16 protein-coding genes are annotated in these 24,703 nt (G+C 43.2%); 13 read left to right on the top strand and 3 right to left on the bottom strand.

Annotated elements, in window-relative coordinates; all coding sequences use genetic code 11:
- Nucleotides 1-383: 383 nt before the first annotated feature.
- The 3 genes from BUB19_RS06880 (at nt 384) to BUB19_RS06870 (ending at nt 6,852) form a co-directional block, all read left to right on the top strand.
- A complete protein-coding gene (locus BUB19_RS06880) occupies nt 384-4,202 on the top strand; it encodes a PVC-type heme-binding CxxCH protein (RefSeq protein WP_084097051.1) in 3,819 nt (1,272 codons plus the stop codon).
- Nucleotides 4,203-4,629: 427 nt separating this feature from the next.
- Nucleotides 4,630-5,346 carry a tetratricopeptide repeat protein gene (locus BUB19_RS06875; protein WP_073093773.1) on the top strand — a complete coding sequence of 239 codons (717 nt, stop codon included), beginning with the start codon at nt 4,630-4,632 and terminating at the stop codon, nt 5,344-5,346.
- A gap of 81 nt (nt 5,347-5,427) precedes the next feature.
- Nucleotides 5,428-6,852: a sulfatase family protein gene (locus BUB19_RS06870; protein WP_073093772.1), complete on the top strand. Its 1,425-nt coding sequence runs from the start codon at nt 5,428-5,430 to the stop codon at nt 6,850-6,852.
- A gap of 629 nt (nt 6,853-7,481) precedes the next feature.
- On the opposite strand, the gene BUB19_RS06865 is transcribed toward BUB19_RS06870, so the two are convergent.
- From BUB19_RS06865 to BUB19_RS06855, 3 genes are read right to left on the bottom strand one after another with little or no spacing between them, the layout of a single operon-like run.
- Complete coding sequence (locus tag BUB19_RS06865) at nt 7,482-8,114, bottom strand: porin family protein (protein WP_073093771.1); 633 nt, start codon at nt 8,112-8,114, stop codon at nt 7,482-7,484.
- A gap of 59 nt (nt 8,115-8,173) precedes the next feature.
- On the bottom strand, nt 8,174-9,019 hold the full coding sequence (locus tag BUB19_RS06860; RefSeq protein ID WP_073093770.1) for a T9SS type A sorting domain-containing protein: 846 nt from the start codon (nt 9,017-9,019) through the stop codon (nt 8,174-8,176).
- 12 nt (nt 9,020-9,031) lie between these two features.
- Nucleotides 9,032-9,361, bottom strand: coding sequence for a hypothetical protein (locus BUB19_RS06855; RefSeq protein WP_073093769.1), 330 nt, complete (start codon nt 9,359-9,361; stop codon nt 9,032-9,034).
- 366 nt (nt 9,362-9,727) lie between these two features.
- Here BUB19_RS06855 and BUB19_RS06850 point away from each other — a divergent pair, with 366 nt between their 5' ends.
- The 10 genes from BUB19_RS06850 (at nt 9,728) to BUB19_RS06805 (ending at nt 24,592) form a co-directional block, all read left to right on the top strand.
- Nucleotides 9,728-12,859: an Eco57I restriction-modification methylase domain-containing protein gene (locus tag BUB19_RS06850; RefSeq protein WP_073093768.1), complete on the top strand. Its 3,132-nt coding sequence runs from the start codon at nt 9,728-9,730 to the stop codon at nt 12,857-12,859.
- 12 nt (nt 12,860-12,871) lie between these two features.
- Nucleotides 12,872-13,741 carry a hypothetical protein gene (locus BUB19_RS06845; RefSeq protein ID WP_143155928.1) on the top strand — a complete coding sequence of 290 codons (870 nt, stop codon included), beginning with the start codon at nt 12,872-12,874 and terminating at the stop codon, nt 13,739-13,741.
- Nucleotides 13,742-14,274: 533 nt separating this feature from the next.
- Nucleotides 14,275-14,463: a hypothetical protein gene (locus tag BUB19_RS06840; protein WP_073093766.1), complete on the top strand. Its 189-nt coding sequence runs from the start codon at nt 14,275-14,277 to the stop codon at nt 14,461-14,463.
- 28 nt (nt 14,464-14,491) lie between these two features.
- The gene (locus BUB19_RS06835; RefSeq protein ID WP_084097049.1) at nt 14,492-15,139 is read left to right on the top strand and encodes an SLATT domain-containing protein; all 648 of its coding nucleotides are present in this window, start codon (nt 14,492-14,494) and stop codon (nt 15,137-15,139) included.
- A gap of 225 nt (nt 15,140-15,364) precedes the next feature.
- A complete protein-coding gene (locus BUB19_RS06830; RefSeq protein ID WP_073093764.1) occupies nt 15,365-15,847 on the top strand; it encodes a hypothetical protein in 483 nt (160 codons plus the stop codon).
- 1,060 nt (nt 15,848-16,907) lie between these two features.
- Nucleotides 16,908-18,686, top strand: a complete 1,779-nt coding sequence (locus tag BUB19_RS06825; protein ID WP_073093763.1) for a sodium:solute symporter family protein — start codon at nt 16,908-16,910, stop codon at nt 18,684-18,686.
- A gap of 308 nt (nt 18,687-18,994) precedes the next feature.
- Entirely contained in the window at nt 18,995-21,343 is a 2,349-nt protein-coding gene (locus BUB19_RS06820; protein WP_073093834.1) for a TonB-dependent receptor, read from the top strand.
- 3 nt (nt 21,344-21,346) lie between these two features.
- Nucleotides 21,347-22,258, top strand: coding sequence for a DUF4249 domain-containing protein (locus BUB19_RS06815; protein WP_073093762.1), 912 nt, complete (start codon nt 21,347-21,349; stop codon nt 22,256-22,258).
- A gap of 719 nt (nt 22,259-22,977) precedes the next feature.
- The gene (locus tag BUB19_RS06810; RefSeq protein ID WP_084097047.1) at nt 22,978-23,694 is read left to right on the top strand and encodes a hypothetical protein; all 717 of its coding nucleotides are present in this window, start codon (nt 22,978-22,980) and stop codon (nt 23,692-23,694) included.
- Between the two features lie 190 nt (nt 23,695-23,884).
- Nucleotides 23,885-24,592 carry a hypothetical protein gene (locus BUB19_RS06805; RefSeq protein ID WP_073093761.1) on the top strand — a complete coding sequence of 236 codons (708 nt, stop codon included), beginning with the start codon at nt 23,885-23,887 and terminating at the stop codon, nt 24,590-24,592.
- Nucleotides 24,593-24,703 lie beyond the last annotated feature (111 nt).

Here is a 24,703-nt window from a genome sequence, read left to right as displayed (position 1 = left end):
TTTAAAGTTATTGGCTGAAACACCTGTTCTCCAATTGGAAAAAAATCCTGACATTACTTTGTCCCTGAGGAAGATATTTGGATTTTTGAAAATATTGGAGATGAATTGGGCTTTATCAGGTAGGCATTAGATTGGACCGGAAGAAAGGTCTAAAAAAATAATTTAATGGAACATTACCTATAAACCGATTTTAAAAATCGGGAAGAAGGCAAGAATTACCTGAACCTGCTCTATCAATTGGCACATCAGTTTTGCCTGTAGGAATGACGGCTAAAAATTTGCATACGGTTTTCCTTCGACCAGCAACGAGCGGCCAAAGTTTTGGTCTTAAAGAATTTTAGGGATATAACCTGTTACAATAGAACAAGTTAACTGAAAAAATAATGTCAAAGGATAAGATCTTTTCCAGCAGAAAATACCAAGGACACGGCATCGCTGTTATCGAATGCGCCAAATCCCGGCTGACCACTTTATCCGGTCAGGTGGGGGTATGCACTCCATTAAACCTTTGTCCGTTTATTCTCCGGAAGGTCGGGTGCTTACTGCTACTTTTCTCCGTGTCCTTGCTGTGGACATGTTCTCCGTCCAAAATAACTTCAGATACATTTTTTGACGGCCAGTCATTTAGGGGCTGGAATGCCCACAGAGCATCGGTTTGGCGCATTAAGGATGGAGTCATTACTGGCGGCAGTTTGAAGGGGAATCCGCGCAATGAATTTCTGGCGACGGACAAGGTCTACAAAAACTTTCACCTGCGGCTTGAATACCGCCTTGTAGGCACAGAAGGATTCGTGAACGGTGGGGTGCAGTTTCGCAGCCGGCGAATCAACAATCCGGCAAATGAGATGGCAGGTTACCAGGCGGACATCGGTGCAGGCTACACGGGTTACCTTTATGATGAGTCCCGGCGCAATCGTTTTCTCGCGGAAGCAGACCCTGATTTCGTTGCTTCGATTGAGCGACCGGGCGAATGGAACCAATACGAGGTCATTGCCCGCGGCAAGCAGGTGACCATCATTCTCAACGGTCAAAAGACCATTGTCTACCAGGAGCAGGAGGAAGATTTACCGCTGGAAGGACACATCGCCCTGCAGATCCACGGCAACAGCAAAGCCGAAATATCGTTCCGAAACCTGCATATTGAGGAGTTGGATGATACAGTCATCCCTCCCAATGAGGCTATCCTGAGTCGTTTCGGTACCTTGCAGACCCGGTTGCCGGTTCCGCCCTTCGAAGACGGCGCGTTCCAATTGGAGGAAGAAGATGTCGTCGTGTTTGTAGGTCAGGAGAACTTTGTACGTGAGCAAAGATCGGGCGAATTGGAGTCGCTTTTGGCGGCAGGTTTCGCCAGGCAACGCCCCCGTTTCCGTTCGATGGCCTGGGAAGGGGATCTGGTCTATGAGCAATGGCGTGATCTGAACTTCGGTGATTGGGGCGATCAGTTGGATGCGGTGGGTGCTACGGTGATCCTGGCCCAATTTGGTCAGATGGAAGCACTGGATGGACCCGGCCGGCTGGCGGATTTCGAAGCAGCCTACCAGCACTTTCTGGATCAATTTTCCCGCCATACCCAAAAGTTGGTGCTGGTATCACCCATCCGTTTTGAGAAACCGCTGGCTTCCCATGCACCCGATCTTAGGGAAAGGAATGACGACCTTCAGTTGTATGTGCAATCGATGAAAAAGATCGCGGCTCAACGCAATGCGCTATTTGTGGATCTGACCAGAATGCCTTCCGGAAATCGGCTCACTGAGAATGGAATTCATCTTACACCGGCGGGGCTTCGCCGGGTGAGTGCGGAAATTGCCAGGCAGTTGGATGTTGAAATCGGGGAGATACCTTCGGAGGCGGTCCGTCAGGCCATCGTTCAGAAAAACCGGCTATGGTTCGATTTTTGGCGGCCGGCAAACTGGTCCTTTGTCTACGGAGACCGCGTGAATCAGATGTATGGGCAGGGTGCCGGGGCTGAGCCCTCGCTTCAGGTCGCATTTGAGCAGCAGTTGCCCCTTGTGGAAAAAGCAGATGCCGTCATTTACGACCGGATCGCTGGAAAGGACACAGCGGGAGTATCAGTCGCTCCGGTGGTGTACAGTGAGATTGATGCCTTGACACCAGAAGAACAACTGGCCGCGTTCACGACTGCAGAAGGTTATTCGGTCAATCTTTTCGCATCAGAGCTGGAAGGAGTAGTGAATCCCGTGCAATTCGCATGGGACGAGCAGGGAAGACTCTTTGTAGCCTGTTCACCCTCGTACCCACAGACACTGGCCGGGATGCCTCCGCAGGATTACATTCAGGTCCTGGAGGATCGGGACCGTGACGGGGTGGCAGATAGTTCGTGGCGGTTTGCCGAAAACCTGAGCATGGTTCAAGGCATTGAACCGGGTGGAGACGGGGTCTACGTCTGCGACTTCGATCGGATCCTCTATCTCCGTGACAGTGACGGGGACAAGAAGGCCGATGAGAGAGAGGTAATATTCTCTGGTTTTGGCGTAGGAGATACCCATCAAATGGTGAACAGCATTACGCATGGTCCAGATGGGACATTGTGGTTCACCCAGGGACTCCATGCCATTTCCCGGGTGGAAACGCCACATGGAATTGTCCGTCTGGATCGGGCCGGGGTTTGGCGATATCATCCCCGGCGCCTGAAATTGGTGAGTTTTTTCGGAGGGGGAATGGCGGGTGCCAATTGCTGGGGCGTTGCCTTTGACGACCATGGCCAGGTCTTTCACAAGACGGGAGATCGCCCGGAAGGCTATTGGACTGTGCCCGGTTTGGTACCATTTCCGGAACAAGACGAGTCCCGCTATCATGAAGATCCGAACACGGCCTACGAAAAAAACAATCCCGAGCAATATCACGATGTAGGTCCGTTATTTCAGACCTCTCCTAAAACGACCTCCCTTGCAATCATTGGGACATCAGCCATGCCCGAAGCACTACAAGGTGCGGCACTGATCGCCGGATACTTCGGTTCTGTGGTGGAATTGCACCAATTCGAGGATGCAGGTTCCGGATTTGCTACCAAACAGCTTCCCCGATTGATCACATCCTCCGATAATTCGTTTCGTCCGGTGGATGTCTCTGTAGGGCCTGATGGGGCTTTGTATGTGGCAGATTGGTTCAACCCGATCATTGGTCACTACCAGGCGAGCTATGCCGACCCCCGACGGGACAAATCACATGGCCGCATCTGGAGGATTTCAGCAGATTCCAGATCCTCCTTTAACTACCCTGATTTATCTGGGATGGATGCAGGCCAATTGCTTGAACTGCTGGATTCTCAGGAGCGATGGATACGATACCAGGCGAAGCGTCTGCTTTATTACCAGCCAACGGAAATGGTAGTGGTGGCGGCAGATGGGTTGGATCTTCAGGATCGCAAAGATCAGTTTCTCCTCGAGTTGATAGGGGTCTACCAGGCGCATGAAACGGTCCGACCGGAATTGCTCGATCGCTTATTGCAGTCGAAGGATTTTCGGATTCGGGCCTATGGTGCCCGCGTGCTGGGAGATTGGGGCTCCCGGCTGGAAGGTGGAGCCCTCGATTGGCTAAGGCAACTGGTAAACGATGCCCAGCCCAGGGTCCGCCTGGAGGCCGTGATAGCCGCCAGCTACCTGAGGGAGATCCATGCGATCGAAGTGGTAACTGCAGCGCTAGAACATGAAATGGACCCCTTTCTACAGTACGCTTTAAGACAGAGCGCAAGATCCCTTCAGGTGCTCTGGGAAACTCCTTTTCAGGAAGGGAAACTCAACCTTGTGTCCGAGGTTCAGAATAACTTTTTGCGGGAGCTGCTGGATCAGGGACCGGCGATCGTTTCAATCGGCGAAGCCTTGTATGAAAAGGCCTGTCAGTCATGCCATCAGCCCGGTGGCAAAGGGTTGCCAGACGTGTATCCGCCCCTGATGGGTTCGAAGCGGGTCACAGGAGACGAAACGAAGCTCATCAAAATCGTGCTCCATGGGCTTACCGGGCCCATCGACGTAGCGGGAGAACAATACGGCGCCGGAACCCAGTCCATTCCTATGCCTCCTATGGGTGGAATGAGCGACCAGGAGATCGCTGATGTCCTCACCTACATCCGCAAGGAATTTGGAGACGGATCGGCGGAAGTAGCTCCCGAAACGGTTACGAAAACCCGGGCGGAGGTCTCCGGACGAACCAAACCCTGGACTGCTCGGGAGCTGGACGAGTAAGCAGACTTTTCAATCCTTACCTTTAAAAATATTTAGGATTTACATCCAGGATTCTCAAAATAGGTTGCAGGACGAGCGGAAATTATTTCCAGATCACATCCGTATTGTGCAACTGAAAATCGCAGGTTTCAATGTTCTTTAAAGAAATATTTAGTAATATTAAAATACTGATAGATAGTTGGTTTTTCAAGGGTTTTTACTCCCAGATTGTTCAGCTAACCCTGGTTCTTTCAGGTGGACAAAACGTTTCAGGCAATTTAAGTTTGGCCTCAACAAACCCGGTTTAGGCCTGGAGGTGTCGTTTAGGTTTTAGGTGGATTATTCGGTAAGTGCTATTCGAGCTGAATAACTATTTAGGCAAACTGCGGGGATGGTTCAGGAATATGTTTGTGGTTTTTGTAGGGCAATGGCCTGAACAGCATTAAGCATGAATAAAGACCAATTAACATCCGACTTTTTACCAAAAGAAATCGTACTTAAATTGTACAGAGATATTCCGATTTGGGATTATCAACAGCAAATTGAGCTTGTAAACAGCTACGCTGAGACAATAATAGAAAGCATGGATCCTGATGTGTATGCCGTAAAACTCCACAATCAGATCGGTTTTTGCTATTGTCAGGCCGGCAGGTATCCTCAGGCAATCGCCCATTTTAAAAAAGTCATCGAGCATTTGGCCCCCAGCCACCATCCCTCTCTATACTTTCATGTCATCGGCTTGGTGATCCGATCCAACCGGCAGATGAAGGAATTCGGCGAAGCGATATATTGGGCCGAAATCGGGCTATACAATCTGGACAACGCTAAATCTTCCTTTGAAAGATTGAATATCCTCGCCGGATACGTGGACGTATTAAAGGAAGCCTACGAACCTTTCAACCAGGCTTATGAACGGATTATCACGCATGTAATTGCCGATTTGGGCTTTCCGGAAACACCAACCGATCCTATTGAGACGGTAAATGCCCTGCGTACTACCAATCATATCTGGAACCGCAAACTTTCTGATCTTGAGGTATCGCTGGCGCATTCGAAAGACGATGAGCAAATAATAAGCGCCCTTGAAAACTTCAGGCAGCATTGCCCGATAGAATGGTATAGAAAATACGCTGAGAAAGCCATCCAAATAAGAAAGGGCAACTAGTGGTCGTTGATGCTTTGTTAAAAAATAGTTGTGAATGAATGACAATTTTTGTTTTATTCGACTCTATTTTAAGTACTGCCCATGAAAATTAGTATCCTCTCGCCGGTTTTTTCTCTTTTATGTCTTCTAGCGCTCCATTCCTGTAAGGAGAAGGCAATCCGGCCAAATATTATCTTGATTCTCACCGATCAGCAAAGTGAAAGCATGATGAGCAGTTCAGGAAATAAATACCTGCAAACCCTTGCCATGGATTATATTGCCAATAACGGCATTCGCTTTACCCGTGCCTACGTCACCAATCCGGTATGTTCACCCTCGCGGTTAAGCATTATGACAGGGAGGTTTCCGGGTTTCTATAATGACTCCCGGGGAAGACAAGTAAGGAACAATGCGGGTTCTATGGATATCCCCGCTGACAGCCCGGAGGCTTCGAAGGAAAATTTGGCCGACTACCTGAAACAGGCCGGCTACGACCTGGTATATGGGGGCAAACAGCATCTACCGGCATTCGTAGATCCTGACCTGGTCGGATTTGAGGTGCTTACCGAAGATGCGAGAGGGGAGTTGGCTGGTAAGGCCGCCGACTACATCAGGGCAGATCATGAAAACCCCTATTTTATGACGGTTTCCCTGATCATTCCACATGATATTTGCTTTATGGCGATACGAGATTTCGCGGATTCCACTTATCTGGATCATTTGCAAACCCATTTCAAAACGGAATTATCAAATCTGGATAGGGCATTACAAATACCAGAAGGTGTAAGTCGGGAAGAATTTTTTGAGAAATATTGTCCACCGCTACCTCCCAATTTCGAACCCCAGGAAGACGAAGCAAAAGCCATCGAGCTGTTTTTAAATCGTGATCCCAGGACCTTTCGCAGCGGCGCCCGGGAAGAATATACAGAGGAGCAGTGGCGCATGCATCGCTGGGCCTATGCCCGGTTGACGGAAATGGTGGATGCCCATGTTCAGGTAATCCTGGATGCGCTTATGGAGAGTGGAACCGAGGAAGAAACCCTCGTTATTTTCAGCAGCGAACACGGGGACATGGATGGATCCCATCGGCTGGAACATAAAAACGTATTGTATGAGGAATCGGTAAAAGTGCCATTTACCGCCATGTGGAAAGGGAAAATCCCGGCAGGCCAGGTAGATGACCGACATCTGGTTTCCGTGGGATTGGACATTTTGCCGACAGTGGCGGATTACGCCGGGATAGCAGCAGAAGCGGATCCCCGGGGGAGAAAATTAAGGCCTTTATTTGAGGGCAGGGAGATTGACTGGAGAACTTCCCTGGGCATTGAAGGGGAGATCAGCAGGGCCGTGATCCGGGAAGACGGACTGAAATACATCCGTTACGATGCCGCCGGATTTGAAGAACGGCTGATGGACCTGAAGGAGGATCCCTATGAGACCAGCCATTTTACCCATGATCCGGCCTATACGGAAGACTTGGAAAAGATCCGGACTGAATTTGAGGGATACTGGTTTGAAGGTCATTAATGGATAATAGGGCAGGGAAAAATAATCAACCTTATAAGCGATAAAAAAATTAAAACAGGAATACCATGAAAATTATAGCCATTGCCCGATTGGAACAAAATTTAGCCAACCTGGGAAGTGCTCCGGGGATGCTACCCCATGCCGCCGGCGATAATTGAATGGGATAAATACCATCAGGGAGCTGTTTTTGAAGGACAAACCAATGGATCTGCTTACTGGTTTGTTAGGCCTAATTTTTTTTACCTGCAATACCTTAATCAGGCAGACAGAAAATCCTGCCATCAAATTGTAGGAGAGTACCGCTACAGAGAATGAGCTGCACTTAATGGAAAATCGGTTTCTCCCCTTTGCTTCAGTGGTGCGGGCAAAGCAGATTGAAGTCTCACGTAGGGAGCATTCATTTCACAGGGCTTCACCCTGTGTTTTGGTATTCGGCACTTTCAGTGCCTGGGTACTCGTTTGTTTTCCATTCAGCCAAGAATACGCTATTGAAATAAATGCATTCCATCTCAAAAAACTTACTCATAATTCCAGCCCTGAAAGAGCGTGATACCTCAGCGATGGGTGCAGCCCATCGTTATAGAATTGACTGGTTGTCCTGAACCCCACAGGGGCGGGATATTTCTCAATCAGAGATAATACGTCAGATTCATCGACCACACCCGGTGGACCAATCGGTCGGCCCCATAAAAAATTGGATTTAAATCGCCATCCAATATCCAATGATCTTTAATCAAAGGTGCCAGTCCATGATAGTACCGGACATCTACGACAATATGGTTTCCCAGCCGATAACCCAGACCAGCTAATGCTCCAGCGTCCCACTGGCGGAGATGCGGTATGTCATTTGGAGAACTATTGTTGGTATTTAACCTTTCACCTTTTAGCAGATACCCAAACTTGCCACCTGCCTGGAGGAAAATATTTTTCCCACCTGGTCTGAAACGAACCAGGACAGGAAGCGCGATGTAGTCAAAATGAGTAAGTAATTTGTTCGATTGAGACCCGTCTATGCTGCCACCCTGTTTGCTGTAGACCAGTTCGCTTGTAAGGGAAAAATCTCCAGAAAGTGGTTTTGCAAACGCAAGCCCTGCATTGTACTTCCACAACCTATCTGTCAGGTTAATACTGTTTTTAAGCTGACCGGCATTAACACCGCCAGTAATTCCTATCCGGATACCGGTCTGCCCGTACCCGTCCCATGAGGCACTCAAAAAAAGTACAACGCCAATAAAGGCAACCATTCTATTTCTGTATTTCATAATCAGATTAATTAATGGTGAAAGGTCAGTATTTTTTTGTTCGTATTAATAACGATTTTTTATTCTAAAATGATTTTTGTCTTTTGAATAGCGAGCTTTGATTTTTTATCAGGTATTGTATGAAGATAATAAATCCCTCGGGGTAAATCTGCTACATCCATCTCAATTCCGTGATTTGTTTTAAAGGATTCTAGTGAATTGACCTCCTCTTGAGTTAGGTGAATAACTGCCTCCATAGTTTTTTCAGAATAAAGAATCACCTCAAATGGAATGGAATAGGATGATTTACTGGTATTGAATTCTAAAGTTAGTAGGTTGGTAACAGGGTTTGGATAAACTGTTCGAAGTAGGCCACTGGCCGGAGGGATGTAAAAACAATAAGGTGTACCTGTTCCACATGAATTTGTGCCGGTTACACAAACCGTAGCTCCCTCTGTTGTGGTGATATAACAGTCCTGAAGCTGTTGATTTAGTTGGGCAGAACCAGAAGAAACATAAAAGTTATAAGTTATTCCAGGCCCGGTTACACTTTGGCTAAATTGCCACATATTGGAATAGGAATCAAATAACCAATAATTGGGATTTGCTATGACCGGCGTACCCATATTTTCGGTTTTCGGGGTGCTTTCTAAACTACTACAACCGGCAATAACAGCTTTGACAGAAAAGGATCCCGAAGAACTATTTGCGATAGTGACTGTACTGGATACTCCAGGCTGTTCCGTATAGCTACTACTCCCATTAACGGTGACCCCACCAGTTGTCTGCCAAACCAGGTTTATTGGTTTTGTGCTTTGAAAATCATAATTACTGATAGCCGTAAAACTACCACTATTGCCAGCACAAACGTTGGATCCTGCTGTAATAATGGGTTCAGGAGGCTTTTGCCGGATATATACGGTCATTCTTTCATCATTTTATTCAAAGCCTACATCAATAAATCCGTTTTGTTGGGCCGGGTCTAAATTTAGCGTTTTTTGAACAGAATAAGGAGTATCGCTAATGGAGAAATTGGCCGAAGGATTCACCACTATTCCAATGATACTGGATCCAGTGGAAAAAGGATCAATATATACAGTAATACTTGTTTTACTGCATTCGATGTATGCTGTTTCGCCATCGTTGTACCAGGTGCCATCTACATTAACCCTAGGAGGAACGGGGTCAACACTTGGAGGTTTAGTGGCAAATACAATGTTTGTAAGCAAAAACAAAGGTAAAATCGCGAGGTAGAAAGATTTTCTCATGGGATAATTTGTTAAATAAAAAATAATATTTCAATTAAAATTAGCATGTTTAAATTAAATATACAATCAAAATATATATTTTAATAAAAAATTAGTCAAAAAAAATATAGATTAGTTTAATTTCGTCACCTAAATAAATAAAACCGGATATCACAAAATAGATTAACTTGGGGTATACTGAAAGGTTGAGGTATTTTCTTGAACCAACAATTATATTTTTGGTGCCTTCCCTTCCATTCTGATAATTTCAGTCGATTTCCTGTTAAAAATTTCAATAATTTTTGCCATTGGTTTACCTAAAACCATCATTCTTTCTATTTTTAGGAAACGTTTCATTTTAACTTTCCGATCATCAATCTTTTTTGAATGGCGCTATTCCAAAATTCCGTACGAAAAAAATACCTTGCCGCCCAGGACAATCTCCCCATCAAAGAGGCCTTTGAAGCTTACAGGGCCTATTTTCACAATCCCAGAATTCATGGCAATATCCGGGCATCCAAGGAAGAGCAGTTTCAGGAAGGCTTTCTCCGCGAACTCTTTGTCAATATCCTGGGCTATACCATCAATCCCAATCCGGATTATAACCTGACCACGGAACTAAAAAATACCAAAGACGCCAAAAAGACCGATGGAGCCATTCTTCGTGATGGAAATGCCCTGGCTGTGATCGAACTGAAAGGGACCGATACCAAAGACCTGGAAAAGGTCCGGGACCAGGCCTTCAACTACAAAAACAACCAGCCCGAATGCCGCTATGTCATTACCAGCAACTTCGAAAAGCTGCGCTTTTACATCGACAATGCCGTGGATTTTGTGGAGTTCAATGTATTCGGCATGCAATTGGAGGATTTCCAGCTTTTCTGGCTGCTCCTCCAAAAGGACAACCTGCTCCGGGATCTGCCCAAAAAGCTCAAAGAGGAATCCCTGCTCGTGGAAGAGCAAATTACCAAACAGCTTTATGCCGATTACTCCTCCTTCAAGCAGCAACTCTGGCAGGACATGGTGGCCAAAAATCCCGGACAGGATGAACTGGAACTCTATAAAAAAAGCCAAAAGCTGCTGGACCGCTTTCTGTTTATCTTTTTTGCGGAGGACAAGGGATTATTGCCGCCCAATTCCATCATGGAAATCGTGGGGCAGTGGCATAAACTGAGAGAACTGGACGAATACCGGCCCCTTTACGATCGGTTCAAGAAATACTTCGGCTACCTGAACACGGGACGTGTGCAGCCTGGCAAAGCCGAAATCCATGCCTATAATGGAGGACTATTCGCCCCGGACCCCGTTTTGGAAGCGCTCAAAATATCGGATGAGGTTCTCGAAAAGCACGTAAAGAAGCTGACGGAATACGATTTTGAATCCGAGGTAGATACCAATATCCTGGGGCATATCTTTGAGCATAGCTTGAACGACATCGAAAATGTCCGCGCCCAGCTGGCAGGTGAGGAAGTAGATAAGTCCAAAACCAAACGCAAGCGGGATGGTGTCTTCTATACCCCCAAGTACATCACCAAATACATCGTGGACAATACCCTGGGCAGACTCTGTATGGAGAAAAAGGAGGAACTGGCCTTGATTGACGAGGAATTTGCTGAGGGCAAGCGGGGCAGACAGAAAAAAACCATACAGAAGCTCAAGGAAAAACTGGATACCTACCGTGTCTGGCTGCTGCAGCTCACCATCTGCGATCCGGCCTGTGGTTCCGGGGCTTTTCTGAATCAGGTACTGGAATTCCTGATGGCCGAGCACCGCTACGTGGACGAACTCGAATCCCAGCTTTTCGATTCGCCCCTGGTCCTTCCCAATGTGGAAAACCACATCCTCGAAAACAACATCTTTGGCGTGGACATCAACGAGGAATCGGTAGAAATCGCCCGCCTTTCACTCTGGCTGCGCACGGCAAAGAAAGGCCGCAAACTCAGCAGTCTTAACTCGAATATCAAAGTAGGCAACTCCCTGATCGACGATCCGGCCGTTTCGGGAGACCTGGCCTTTAACTGGCAGGAAGAGTTTCCGCAGGTCTTTGCCAAGGGAGGTTTTGATGTGGTGGTGGGGAATCCGCCTTATGTCAGGCAAGAATTATTTGGAGAAATCAAGCCGTACCTTGAAAAAAAATATAAGGTATTCGAAGGTACTTCTGATCTATTCGCTTATTTCTATGAGGTGGCATTTAAAATATTAAGAAAAGATTCTTTGTTTGGCTTTATATCTAACACTTTTGATAAAACGAAAGCAGCCAAAAAATTAAGAGAATTTTTAAATTCTGAAACTGAATTTGTTGAACTTATAGATTTTACTGAGGTTCAAATCTTTGAAGGAGCTACCACCTATCCTATCATATTAATTTCCAGAAATAGGAGATTTGACGAAACGGAATTTATTTATAAAAAGGTACCAAAAAAATTACAGGGATCTGTGATAGATATTGACCTACTTGGAGGTTTAGTTGTTATTCAAAGTTCTCTTTCATCAGATAGTTGGAGTTTTATTTCTAAGGAACTATTCGAGATTTTCGAAAAAATAAAAATGAATAAAACTGTTAGAGAGGTATTTGGTAAATGTTTTAGAGGAATCGTAACTGGATACAACGATGCTTTTATAATCAATGGGGTCACAAAAGAAAGGTTGGAATCAGAAGATTCGAGTTCTAAGGAGCTTATAAAGTCATTTTTTGAAGGGAAAGATCAAAGTAAGTGGGTTTCAGAGGATATTGATAAATATTTAATTTTTACACGGAGAGGAACTGATATAACGAATTACCCATCGATTGAAGGCTATTTAAATCAATTTAAGGACAGACTAACGCCTAGAAATTCCGAAGATCAAAAAATGGGACGGAAGCCAGGTCCGTATCGATGGTTTGAAATTCAAGATTCAGTTGATTATTACAAACTATTTGAAAGTCCTAAAATCACTTGGCCAAATCTACAATCCCAGCCAAAATTTTCTATTGATTTTAAAGGGTATTATATAAATGCACCGTCTGTTATCCTTCCATCATCAAATCTTACATTGCTTTGTATCATAAACTCAAAATTGATTTGGGCATATTTAAAATCAATTTGCGTGGTAAGAAGTGGGGGATATATTGAGGTTAAGCCACAGTATTTCGAACAAATACCAATTCCTGAGTTAAAAAATGAAGAACAATTTGATGCCTTTGCGAATTTAGTTATCAACGCAACAGAATCAAACCAGAAAGTTCTATCTAACTTTTTAAATTTAATTCAAAAAAAGTATTCCATCGAAAAACCATCCACCAAACTCCAAAACTGGCCTTCCTTAGATTTCAAAGGATTTTTGGCAGAGTTAAAAAAGGCAAAGGTCAAGTTGAGTTTGTCAGAAGAAGCCGAATGGATGGCCTATTTCAATGAACAAAAAGCCAAAGCCCAGGACCTCCAGGCCGAAATCACCAGCATCGACCAGGAAATCGATCGGTTAGTGTATGAATTGTATGGCTTGACGGAGGAGGAGATAAGGATAGTGGAAAGCAACTAAAGAAAATCATATATGGAAAAATTACAACTTCACTACTACTTAGAGAACGATTCACATTCCTTTAATGCATTTGTAAGGAATAAGGCAGAGTTAGAATTGTTAAGACTTATAATCTACATTTCTAAAGAATTGAAATACGACTTTGAGATAGAAATCGAAGCACTTGAAGAAGGCGGTATAAAAGAATTTATTAAATTTTTAAATAAAAAAAGGAATAAAAACCTTCTTATTGCTGTTACATATTTCGGTGGAATCTTTACTAATATTTTAACAAATGTAGTTTCAGATTTTATTTCCGAAAATGACAAATTGGAAAATCTTCAAATAGAAGTTCTTGAAATGCAAAAAATCCTATTAAATAAAGAGATTGAAAAATTAAATCAAGTAAATACAGAAGTTGAAAAAAATGATTCACTCAATAAAATAATTGGGTATTTTTTGCTCGATGGGAAAGTAAAGGTTTTAAAATCAAATTTTTATGAATATTTAGATATGGAAAATAAAATAACCCAAATTTCTACGCTTGAATTGGATGCTGAAAATAAACCAGTTTCAGAAGAGAAATTTGTTCCAAAATCAAAATTTAAACAATTTATTGTAGACGAAATTGAATTGGAACCTAAAATAATTGATGATGCTGAAGTTGAAATAATTTCTCCTGTATTTAAAAAGGGGAATGATAGTTGGAAGGGTTATTTTGATAGCGAGCCAATTGACTTTAAAATTGGAGATGTTGATTTTAAACAAAATGTATTGAATAGAAAAATTAGTTTTACGACTGGAACAATAATTTTATGTCGTTTAGAAATTAAGCATGTTCTAGATAAGAAAGGTGAACCAAAGATCAAGTCTAGATATGCATATGACATAAAAGTTAAATGAAATGTATTAAATGTAAAGGTTGATGTGACTGTTTTTATTTTTTAAATTTCAACAATGTATTTATTGGTTTAAACGAAATTAGTATTTTAATTTATTAATTAAATATGTTATTAATGACACTTGATATTACGATCGAAACATAATACTTGTGAGAGATTTAAGAGCAACTCTTTGAATTTGAAATTCTTGAAATAGCAGAAGAACAAAGGTGGAGATGTCTAATCTTTCTAATGAAATTACTGAAAGTATTTAAGATAATTTCTCCTTTGAACACGAACAATCAATGGTAATGAGTAAAATAAGTTGGTTCCTTCCTATAAATAGTCTCACTTTAAATATTTTTATATGTTGCCCTACATTTGCAGAAAGATTGAAGATTATTTTGTTAATTCATGAGATAATAATGCATGCTAGTTTCTTAATAAAAAATCTCTATGGACCCTCTCATAATTAATTTGAATTGGTTTGGATTAGTTTTAATTTCTTGTTTAATTTAGCATTTCAAAGGTTTTACAAATTAAAATAGAAATATTATGGCAGCGGAAGAATTTAGAAGGTTGTTAAACAATCAGATTATTTTAGATAATAAGCTTGATAAAATATTGAATGAATTGAGAGTATTGAAAATGGATATCAATACTGCAATAGATAATCAGAAGCTACTCGAACGGTATGAAATGGATATTTCTGAAAGGTTAAGAAAAATTGAAAATAAATTGTAATTAAAGATTATTTCTAGAATAAGTAATATTGGAAAAGGTAAAGTCATATAAAGATTATTTGGAAAAGACTTTCTTAGAGGAGTTAAATTATAAAATTTGGTCAACTAAAGGAGGTCGTTTTAATGCAAATAAAAGATTATTAAGAATTTCAGATTTATCTAATTTGTGTACCAGTATGTTATCTGTTTATCTGATAGCAGTTGGTTTACTTTCCGTATATAATATTTATTCAGTTGAAAATATTGACCAAAATCTGATTGCTTATTCGGTGACTAGTCTGTCTATTTTACTACTGGTTTTTGGTCAAATAGAAAAATCGAAAGATTACAGTTCAAAAGCAAAGCAATATCATAATTGTGGACTTGAACTTTCAAGTTTATATAATGACCTCAGGATTTTTAAAACATTAACTAATAGTCCAAGTCTTGACGAGAAAAGGGAGGTTGCTGAGAAATTATCTAGAAAATATGAGCGGATTTTAGAAAGATACGAAAATCATCACTCAATTGACCTTGATATGTTCAAAGCTACCAAATCCGAATATCACCAATTAAATAAATGGAACGTATTTTTAATTTATATTGATTATTACATAAAAACAAGTTTAATTTATCATATTTTAATTTTATTCCCACCAGTAGTTATTATTGGGTTACTATTAATAAACGTTTCGTAGTAATTTTTGAGCAATATTAACTTCTTCAATGAGAATTTGTCTTTCTAAATGTAGGAACTTGCGATCTTTTTCCTTAGTACAAATTATCCATTCCCTCTCAGACAACTATAAGCTCTTTAAAAAAACCAACTTGTTAACCAATTTAAAGCCCAAATATTTGCATTTTAAATCCAAAAAAGATATTTTCATCAGGGAATTTTATGTTTCATTTTAAATTTATTTACCATGAGTACAAAAAATGCAGTATCCATTCAGATTCCTGAGGCAGAGCTTCAGGCTGTCAGGGAGGCTTTGGCTACGCTGAAAACTACCCTGGGTCCGTACATGATCGCCCTTAGCCCCTCCGAGCGGCAGACGGTGCCTAAAATGAGTGACGGCACCCTTCCCTTTGTGGAAAAGGTGATGGAATACGCCCGGGATGACAGTCAGTTTTTGCCTCCCTATGTAAATCTTGAGGAAATGGACAAAGACTGGAATGTGGTAAAAGGCCTGATGCCAGTGCTCCGGGACTTGCAGCAGCTGGAAAGCAACCTGAACGATACCGTGATGATGGCCGGTTCAGAGGCTTATGTAGGTGCTTTGAGTTTTTACAATTCCGTGAAGTACGGTGCCAAAGTGAATGCCGCCGATGCCAAGGTGATCTATGAAGACCTCAAACAGCGGTTTCAGAAATCCCGTACGCCCTCGTCCAATGGAACCGAAATTTAAACATTAAAAAGTTGCTTATGTCACCCCAAATCAATTAAAGGGTGCAGTCCGAAAGAAACAGGCTGCACCCTTATTTTTTGGACTTCAGAAGTAAGAGATGATACCTTTGATGCCTGCTGCCACACTTCGCAGGCCCTTGCTTTAGGTTAATTTATTCGACGATGCGGTCTTAAATCTCAAGCTTGTCAGTTTTTACTGCCAGCGATCACCTTAAAACTCAAACGAGCGGCCAAAAAGGTGAAATTTTCCGGTCAAAATGTACAATGCCCCACCTCCGAACCGCAAGCTTGAATATAAAAAACTGACAACTTCGATTATGAAGTGCTCCAGCCCACTTTCGAAGTCCCCTGTTTTTTATATCAAACCGGAAAATTCCGGAAAAAATGTCAGGTTTTGTCATTTTTAGCCGGAAAGAGCGTTTTTTTTGATGAAATCAGGCACTTCCGAAGTTCAACGTCGAAGTTCAGAATCGGAACGTTCGAGTTCAGACATTCAAGCTTGTCAGTTTTAACAGTTTATTAATGCTTTTGAAGTGGGTACAAGCGGATATTAACTGGGGAGGGGTACCTGTGAAGTGCCCTGGAACCAAATATGAACTAGCAATGAGGACTCCAGAACAGCGGAGCGGATATTTTCAAAAAATAAGGGAGACAAGTATCTCCTCACAACATTCTGTATGAAATAATGGAGCGTTAGTGCCACTCAATGGTTTTTTGCCTTCTTGAAGTTCCTCCAAATTATCCATTTGTCGGGTCTGTCAGACAATTCTTGATTTGCCAAATCACAAATTTGGCTATCTTTTACTTCCTAACATTATCAAACTACCACGATACATACTGCTATGGAAAGGGGAATATATTTCGCTCTTACTGGGCTTGAGTTAAAAAAATTCCGTGAGGTTAATTCCCATCAATCCGTACAGAAGAAAATAAGTATCTCCATAGGGAGGAAATCAAATCATCGGCACATTCTCAAATCTTCAAATCGGCACATCATCAAATAGGGTTGTTTTAAGGTTCTTCCTGCTATTTTTTTAACCATTAACCCTTAACTTTCCATCATGTTATTACAAGGGGTAGATTGGCTGATCCTGGTTTCTTTTTTCGTCCTTTCTTTGGGGATAGGCTTGTATAGCTCAGGAGAATCCGGAAAAAACATCAATGAATTTTTTAAGGCCGGGGGCAACCTTCCCTGGTGGGTGCTGGGTACTTCTATGGTGGCCACCACCTTTTCTACAGATACTCCCAATCTGGTTACCGATATCGTCCGGAAAAATGGTATTTCCGGCAATTGGGTCTGGTGGAGTTTTTTGCTGACGGGCATGCTCACTGTCTTCTTCTTCGCCAAACTCTGGAAACGTTCGGGCGTGTTGACCGATATAGAATTTTATGAATTAAGGTACAGCGGCAAAGCGGCTTCTTTTCTCAGAGGATTCCGGGCGATCTACCTGGGTGTATTCTTTAATGTCGTCATCATTTCAGGAGTATCCCTGGCTGCCATTAAAATCGGAACGGTGTTACTGGGAATCAGCCCAATGGCTACGCTGATGGTTTCGGGCCTGGTCACGGTAATCTATAGTTCTCTCGGAGGGCTCAGGGGGGTTGTATTCACCGATTTTATTCAGTTTATGCTTTCTCTGGCGGGAGCCATTGCTGCCGCCTGGATAGCAGTAAACCACCCTGCGGTCGGCGGTTTTGATAATTTACTTCAGCATGAACATGTGGTAGACAAGCTTGACTTTATACCCGATATTTCCAATGGCGAAATATTCCTGACCGTATTTTTGGTACCGCTTTTTATTCAATGGTGGTCGGTCTGGTATCCGGGCTCCGAGCCAGGGGGTGGTGGGTTCATCGTGCAACGCATGCTGGCCGCCAAAGACGAGAACAATGCCCTTTCCTCTGTGATGCTGTTTACCATTGTTCACTATGCCATCAGACCATGGCCATGGATCATCGTAGCACTTTGCAGCATCATTGTTTTCCCTGATTTGCAAGCCCTTCAAACGGCCTTCCCGGGTGTTGACCCTGCGATTGTTCAGGATGATCTGGCTTATCCGGCCATGCTATCCTTTATGCCGGTAGGAATAATGGGGCTGGTGGTGACTTCCCTTGTGGCAGCTTATATGTCTACCCTTTCTACCATGCTGAACCTGGGATCTTCTTACCTGGTCAATGATTTTTACCTCAGGTTTGTACGCCCCGGGGCCTCACAAAAACACCTGATAACAGTAGGTCGGATAGCTACCCTGCTGATCATGATTGTGGGTGGATTTTTCGCCCTGCAGCTGGAAAATGCCCTGCAGACTTTTGGGATTTTGCTCCAGATAGGTGCCGGCACAGGCTTGATCTACATTTTAAGGTGGTACTGGTGGAGGATCAATGCCCTGAGTGAGATTGTAGCCATGGGGGTTTCGTTTTTTGTAGCCCTGTATTTCGCTTTCCTTCATCCTTTTTATTTTGACCCGCTGTCAAACCTTGAACAACTGGTCATTGGCATAGTACTGACGACCATTGCCTGGGTTCTGACAGCTTTGCTCGGTCCGGCCACAGATAAGCAGTTGCTGATATCATTTGTTCGCAAAACAAGCGTCCCCGGTCCGGGATGGAAAAGGGTGTACGGTTGGATGAAAGAGAAAGGTGAAAAGCATACTTCGCCGCATTATTTTGACTTTCAGGCCGCAATCATGGCTTTTGGTGCCGGCACTATGGCAGTTTATGCTTTCCTGTTCGGGACAGGAAGTTATTTGCTGGGTCAGCCTTTCCGGGGCTTGCTGCTTATGTTGCTTTCTGCTTTGGGTTTCGGGCTTTTGATTTTTTTAAAAAGAAAGTTTCGATGACAGAAAAATAAGGCAAGGAATAAAACTTTCATTGTCATGGATAGGCCAGGGAAATTTTTTCGTCAAACGGGCTTGGGTTTGTAGCATAATGATTCAGCTTCCCGTCTTAGGTAGGTAATGCTTTTGGCAGTGAAAGAAAAATGAGCCGACGTTGCTATTTGCTGTAGGAAATATAAATAAAGGCACTTGCCGGCGTTGCGTTGAAACAAGTTTATTTTCTCAACGAATGATTTGATTTTACTTATTTCATTAGATTTGCGACAAATTTTAAAGTGTACTATGCAAAGGTTTTTTATGATCTGGAAAAAATGAAACGATTAATTTTTATTCTTTTACTTTTTGGTTTAAACCTACCTGGTTTTGCCCAAAAGATAACCATTAGCGGCACCATCACAGAAGAAGGTACTGGCGAACACCTGATAGGTGCGAATATTTATGATAAAATTTCGCAAAAAGGCACCGTAGCCAACCAGTTTGGTTTTTACAGTTACACGACCAATAGTGATAGTCTGGATCTGTTTTTCAGCTTTGTGGGTTTTCAGACCCAGCATATCAGGCTAAAAGCAGGCAAAGATACGGTGATCAATGTAAGCTTGATGCCAGATGGCAACCTCCAGGAAGTAGTGGTGTCCGCTTCAGAAATGGACCAGATCCAGGAAGTGAGCCGGATGAGTTCCATTAATGTCCCCATCAAACAGATCAAGGAACTGCCGGCTCTGATGGGGGAAGTGGATGTATTTAAAGTATTGCAGCTGTTGCCCGGAGTGCAATCGGGTACTGAGGGAGGAAGCGGCCTGTATGTCAGGGGAGGGGGGCCGGACCAAAATCTGATCCTGCTCGACGGGGTACCGGTGTACAATGCTTCCCACCTGTTTGGCTTCTTTTCCATATTCAACGCCGATGCCATCAACAATGTGGAATTGATCAAGGGAGGGTTCCCTTCCAGGTATGGCGGCAGGTTGTCTTCCGTGATTGACGTGAGCATGAAGGAAGGCAACATGCAGGAATTTAAAGGGGAGGGTTCTATTGGCCTGATAGCCTCCAAAGTAACCGTGGAAGGGCCCATCAAAAAGGATCAAACTTCTTTTATATTTTCAGCCAGAAGGACCTACCTGGATCTTTTGGCGAGGCCCATCATTAAAGCCGCAACCTCAGGCAATGAAAATGTAGGCTATTATTTCTATGACCTGAATGGTAAAATCAACCACGTAGTCAATGACAAAAACCGGTTGTATCTGAGCGTTTACTCGGGGGACGATAAAGTCTACTCCAGATACAAGGACTTTTATGTTTATGATAACGAAAGAACTGATTATGATGAAGAGTTCGGCCTGAGATGGGGGAATTTTATCACCGCTTTGCGCTGGAACAATGTGATCAACAGCCGTTTGTTCAGCAACCACACCTTTACCCATAGTCGCTACAAGTTTGACCTTTTCAGTAACTACGAGGAGAAAATCACCGGTGCCGGCGTAAACGAAACCAATATTTATTCTGAGCGGTATTTTTCAGGCATCCGGGATTGGGCAGTTAAATCGGATTTTGACTACATCCCCAATCCGGACCATTATATCCGGTTCGGTACCAATGTGATATTTCATAAGTTCTCCCCCGGGGTATATGCCAGCAAAAGCAGCGAGGCGGAAAATGACCTGAGACTGGGTGCGGATGAACTCAATTCCGTGGAATATGCCCTGTATGCGGAAGATGATATCAACCTCAGTCCCAGGTTGAAGGCCAATCTGGGGCTTCATTATTCCGGTTTCCTTACGGAAGACCAACATTACAACAGCCTGCAGCCAAGGATTGCGGCCCGGTACCTGGTGAATTCCAGCACATCCTTAAAAGCATCCTTTGTGACCATGACCCAGTTTATTCACCTCCTGACCAATGCGGGACTGGGCTTGCCAACGGATCTGTGGGTGCCGGCCACTCCAACTATCGGACCGCAGGAAGCCATGCAGGTGGCTTTGGGAGGGGTACGTAATTTCAAGGGTTTTGAAATAACGCTGGAGGCCTATTACAAGACCATGAATGGACTGATTGAGTATAAGGATGGAGCCACTTACCTCAACCTGGATGAAGACTGGCAGGACAAGGTAGCGGTAGGAGAGGGCAGGAGCTATGGGGCCGAATTCCTGATTCAGCGAAAAGTTGGAAAGATCTCCGGATGGTTGGGATATACCCTTTCCAATACAGAGAGGAGATTTGATGAGGTTAATTTTGGCAAGTGGTTTCCCTACAAGTATGACCGCAGGCATGATGTAAGTTTTGCCCTCACCCATGAGTGGAAGGACAATAAGGATTTTTCTCTGGCCTGGGTCTATGGCACCGGCAATGCGGTTTCTCTACCCACGCAGCGGTACGAGGGATTGGAGATAAGCAGGTATGGAGGTTTTTCCAGGCCCAATGTGGAATATTACGAAAGCAGAAATAATTTCAGGAACAGGGATTACCACCGCTTGGATTTGAGTTTCAGCTGGTGGAAAACCAAACGGTGGGGGGAACGGAAATGGACCCTGGGCATTTATAATGTGTACAATCGCATGAATCCATTCTTTATGGACCTGGGCAGCGACAATCAGGGCAACCGGAAAGTGATGCAATACAGCCTTTTTCCCGTTATCCCTTCCTTTTCCTATAGTTTTAAATTCTGATTTATGGCTATTCCACAAACATTTAAATATTTCCGATTGCTGGTGGTCCTTGGGGTACTTTTTGTCTATTCCTCCTGCGAGACTACCGTGGACATAGACATTCCATTTGAGAAACCCCAGGTTACGGTCAATTCCAGCCTCGCGCACAATACTTTTCCTAAAGTGAGGGTAACCTACAGCAAACATATTCTGGATAACAATTGGGAGTATGAACCCATCAGGGATGCGGAGGTGAAGCTGATCCATCAGGGAGAAACTTATCCGCTTAGCTTTGATGAAGCCACCGGAGAGTACATCAGTCTGGACCACATGATTGCGGAAGGGAACGAATACAAAGTTGAAGTGCTGGTACCAGGATACGACCCGGTCACTGCCACCGAGACTATTCCAATCAGGGTACCCATCAAAAACCTCCTTTATCAAGGTCAGGTACAGGTGGATTCCTGGTCCTCCAGGGATGATATTCAGTTGACTTTTGATGATCCCCCAGGGGAAAACTACTATGAAATTTCAGCGCACTATTACAGAATGCATACTTACACGGATCAGGACGGCAATTTGGTATATTATGAAGAAAATTACCCTCTTTATCTGGAGCCTAAAAATCCAACGTATGAAAAGGATTTTAATACGGATGGGGAGCTGTTGATTGATGATAAATTATTTGATGGTGCTGAGGCCAAAATTGATATGTTTATTAATGGCTCCTACTTTACGGAAGACATGGATGGGGAAGTGTCATTTACCCTGAAGGTGGTGACAAGGAATTACTACCTGTTCCATTCTACCTATGGCCTGCAATGGTGGAATGATGGAGATCCATTTGCCCAGCCGGTGCAGGTTTATTCCAATATTTCGAATGGCATAGGTATCGTGATGGGGGAAAGTATTTCGGTAAAGCGAATGGAGGAGTAATTGGCTGAAGTTGATTAAAAAGGGTTCACCACAGATTACTCAGATTAACACAGATAGAATGATTAGTACCGGGTGAAGTATGCTAATCACTCCACTATTTTCGGAATCATAAACAGATAAAACCCGGCAAAAAGCCATTTGTAATGGCCATCCGGGTGCGTTTTAAAAAACGATTTTCTTTACGGTCGGTCTTTGGTTTCCGGCATTACAAATGCCTCGTTTACGTAACCAATCGGATACCTGGGATTTAGTTGCAAACTCACCCAGAGAGGGTTTTGGGGATTACAAATCCCCCTTATCTGAACCACGGAATTACAAATTCCGAGGAGCGGAGATAAACTCAAAAGCAGGAACGTACCTGTTATTTCTCCAAAAGACAAAATCCCCCTTTAAAAAGGGGGGAGGGGGATTTATTTCGTAAACGCACCGTATTAATCGGATACCTGGGATGTAGTTGCAAACTAAACCCAGAGAGAGAGAACCGATTGGTAAAGCTTTAAAATTGCTTCGAAAACTCTTGTAATTATTCAGGCCAAAAGGAATATTTTTTTCGGTATTTTATTGCTGTTTTTGAGTTTTAACCTACCCGATTTCAGCATTAAAATTGGAAAAAAAACTAAAAAAGTCTTATTATTATACTGCAATAAAAAATACTAATATTTATTTTCGTAAACTTGTAGGAAATCTCATTTCCGGCACCTACATTTCGGAAAAAAAGCATGATTAAACTTTTAATAACAAGCCTTTTGCTGACGGGATTTTTTGGAACGGCTTTAGCACAAGGGGACGAAACAGGTCAGTCAACCCAGGTTTTTCTTCCCGAAAAAGCCTATAGCCTGGGTATCAACAGCCAGTTTGCCATGGATGGATTATTGGATCCGGGGACATTCACTCCTATTGAGTTTTTGCTGCGTAGGGGACTGCAGGGTGAGCGTAGCCTCAGGCTAAGGGCCAGGGGCTGGGTAGAGAATTCCAATAAAATAGAAGAGGAGGAAAACCGGAAGATCCAGCAATCCCGCTTTGCCATCGCCCTGGGACATGAATGGCACCATCCCATCAATAACAAGTTCGGTTATTATTTTGGGGCAGATCTGGAGAAGGGTTGGGATATCCACAATACTACGAGAAATTATTCCTATTACTCCGAGACTTACGGGAGCGTTAAGGTAAGGAGATATGATTTTATTACTACACAATCATTAGGTTTGGTCCCTATTGTTGGCTTTACCTATTCCCCGATGCATTACTTTTTTGTTTCCTACGAAATGCGGATGGAAATATTCTATAACAATACGAAATCGAGAAAGGATGGCTTTGCAAAATCCTCCGCTAACCCTGATGGGTCGGAGACACATTCCATTGGAGGATATGATGCAAAGGCCTGGGTTTTTGATTTTCAACCCTATTCCGGAATTTTTATTAATCTTAAATTTTAAAACAATGAAAAAAAATCTAAATGTTGATATCAGTTCCTTAGCTTTAGGGACTTATTATGTGCATATCGAACATCCTGACGGCGTAATAAAAAGGCAAATACTAGTCAAATAATTAATCTTTTCCTGACGGGATTGTTAACACAGAGAACAATCCCGTCATTATTTTCATTAACCTAAACAAAGAAGATACATGTATCAGCGGATATTTTCAGGGCTAATTTTCCTAATGAGCTTTGCTACTTCATCAGCCCAAAACGACCCTTCAACATGGAGTCTGTTAGACTCCACAAGCCGGTACGAGCTTGGGGTCAATACCTATTTTGCCTTCGATCAGTTGATGGATCAAAACCAGCGGACCCCTTTGGAATTGATGCTAAGGAAAAAGATTCATGAACAAAACAGGATCCGTTTGCGGGTCTTTGGAATGGTGAGCAGGTATAAAAAAATAGAGGGGGACTTTACCAATATAGACGGTTGGTCAAATTTAGGCCTGGCCCTGGGCTATGAATGGATCAAACCCCTCGCAAGGAGATGGGAGGGATATTATGGCCTCGAGCTGGAAGGGAGCAGGGAGCACAGCAGATCCTTTTTTGAGCAGCCGGACCTGGACCCTGAAACTAATTATCTTGAAAATACGAACAAGTATGACCGGGAAATCAGGTTTTCCCTTTCCCCCTTGGCAGGCCTTCGTTTTAGGCTAACTTCGCGCTTGCTGCTAAGTACAGAATTTCGCCTTTCAGGGTATATGGGAGAACAACAATATACCGAAGACATGGCCATAAGGACTAACGAAGAAGGTAGTCAAAATCAGATTCAGTCCTCCGAAGGTTATACGGTGAAACTAAATGGTTTGCGCTTTCAGCCTTATACCGGGATTATTTTAAACTACAGGTTTTGATGATTGTCCTGGCCGACAATTAAAGCAAATACCTGCTAAAAAAGGTTCACCACAGATTACTCAGATTAACACAGATAAACAGGATTTGCAATCCTGGTTTCGTAAACAAAT

The sequence above is a fragment of the Cyclobacterium lianum genome (assembly GCF_900143075.1).
Classification (GTDB): Bacteria; Bacteroidota; Bacteroidia; order Cytophagales; family Cyclobacteriaceae; genus Cyclobacterium; species Cyclobacterium lianum.
This window is presented reverse-complemented; position numbering and strand designations above follow the sequence as displayed.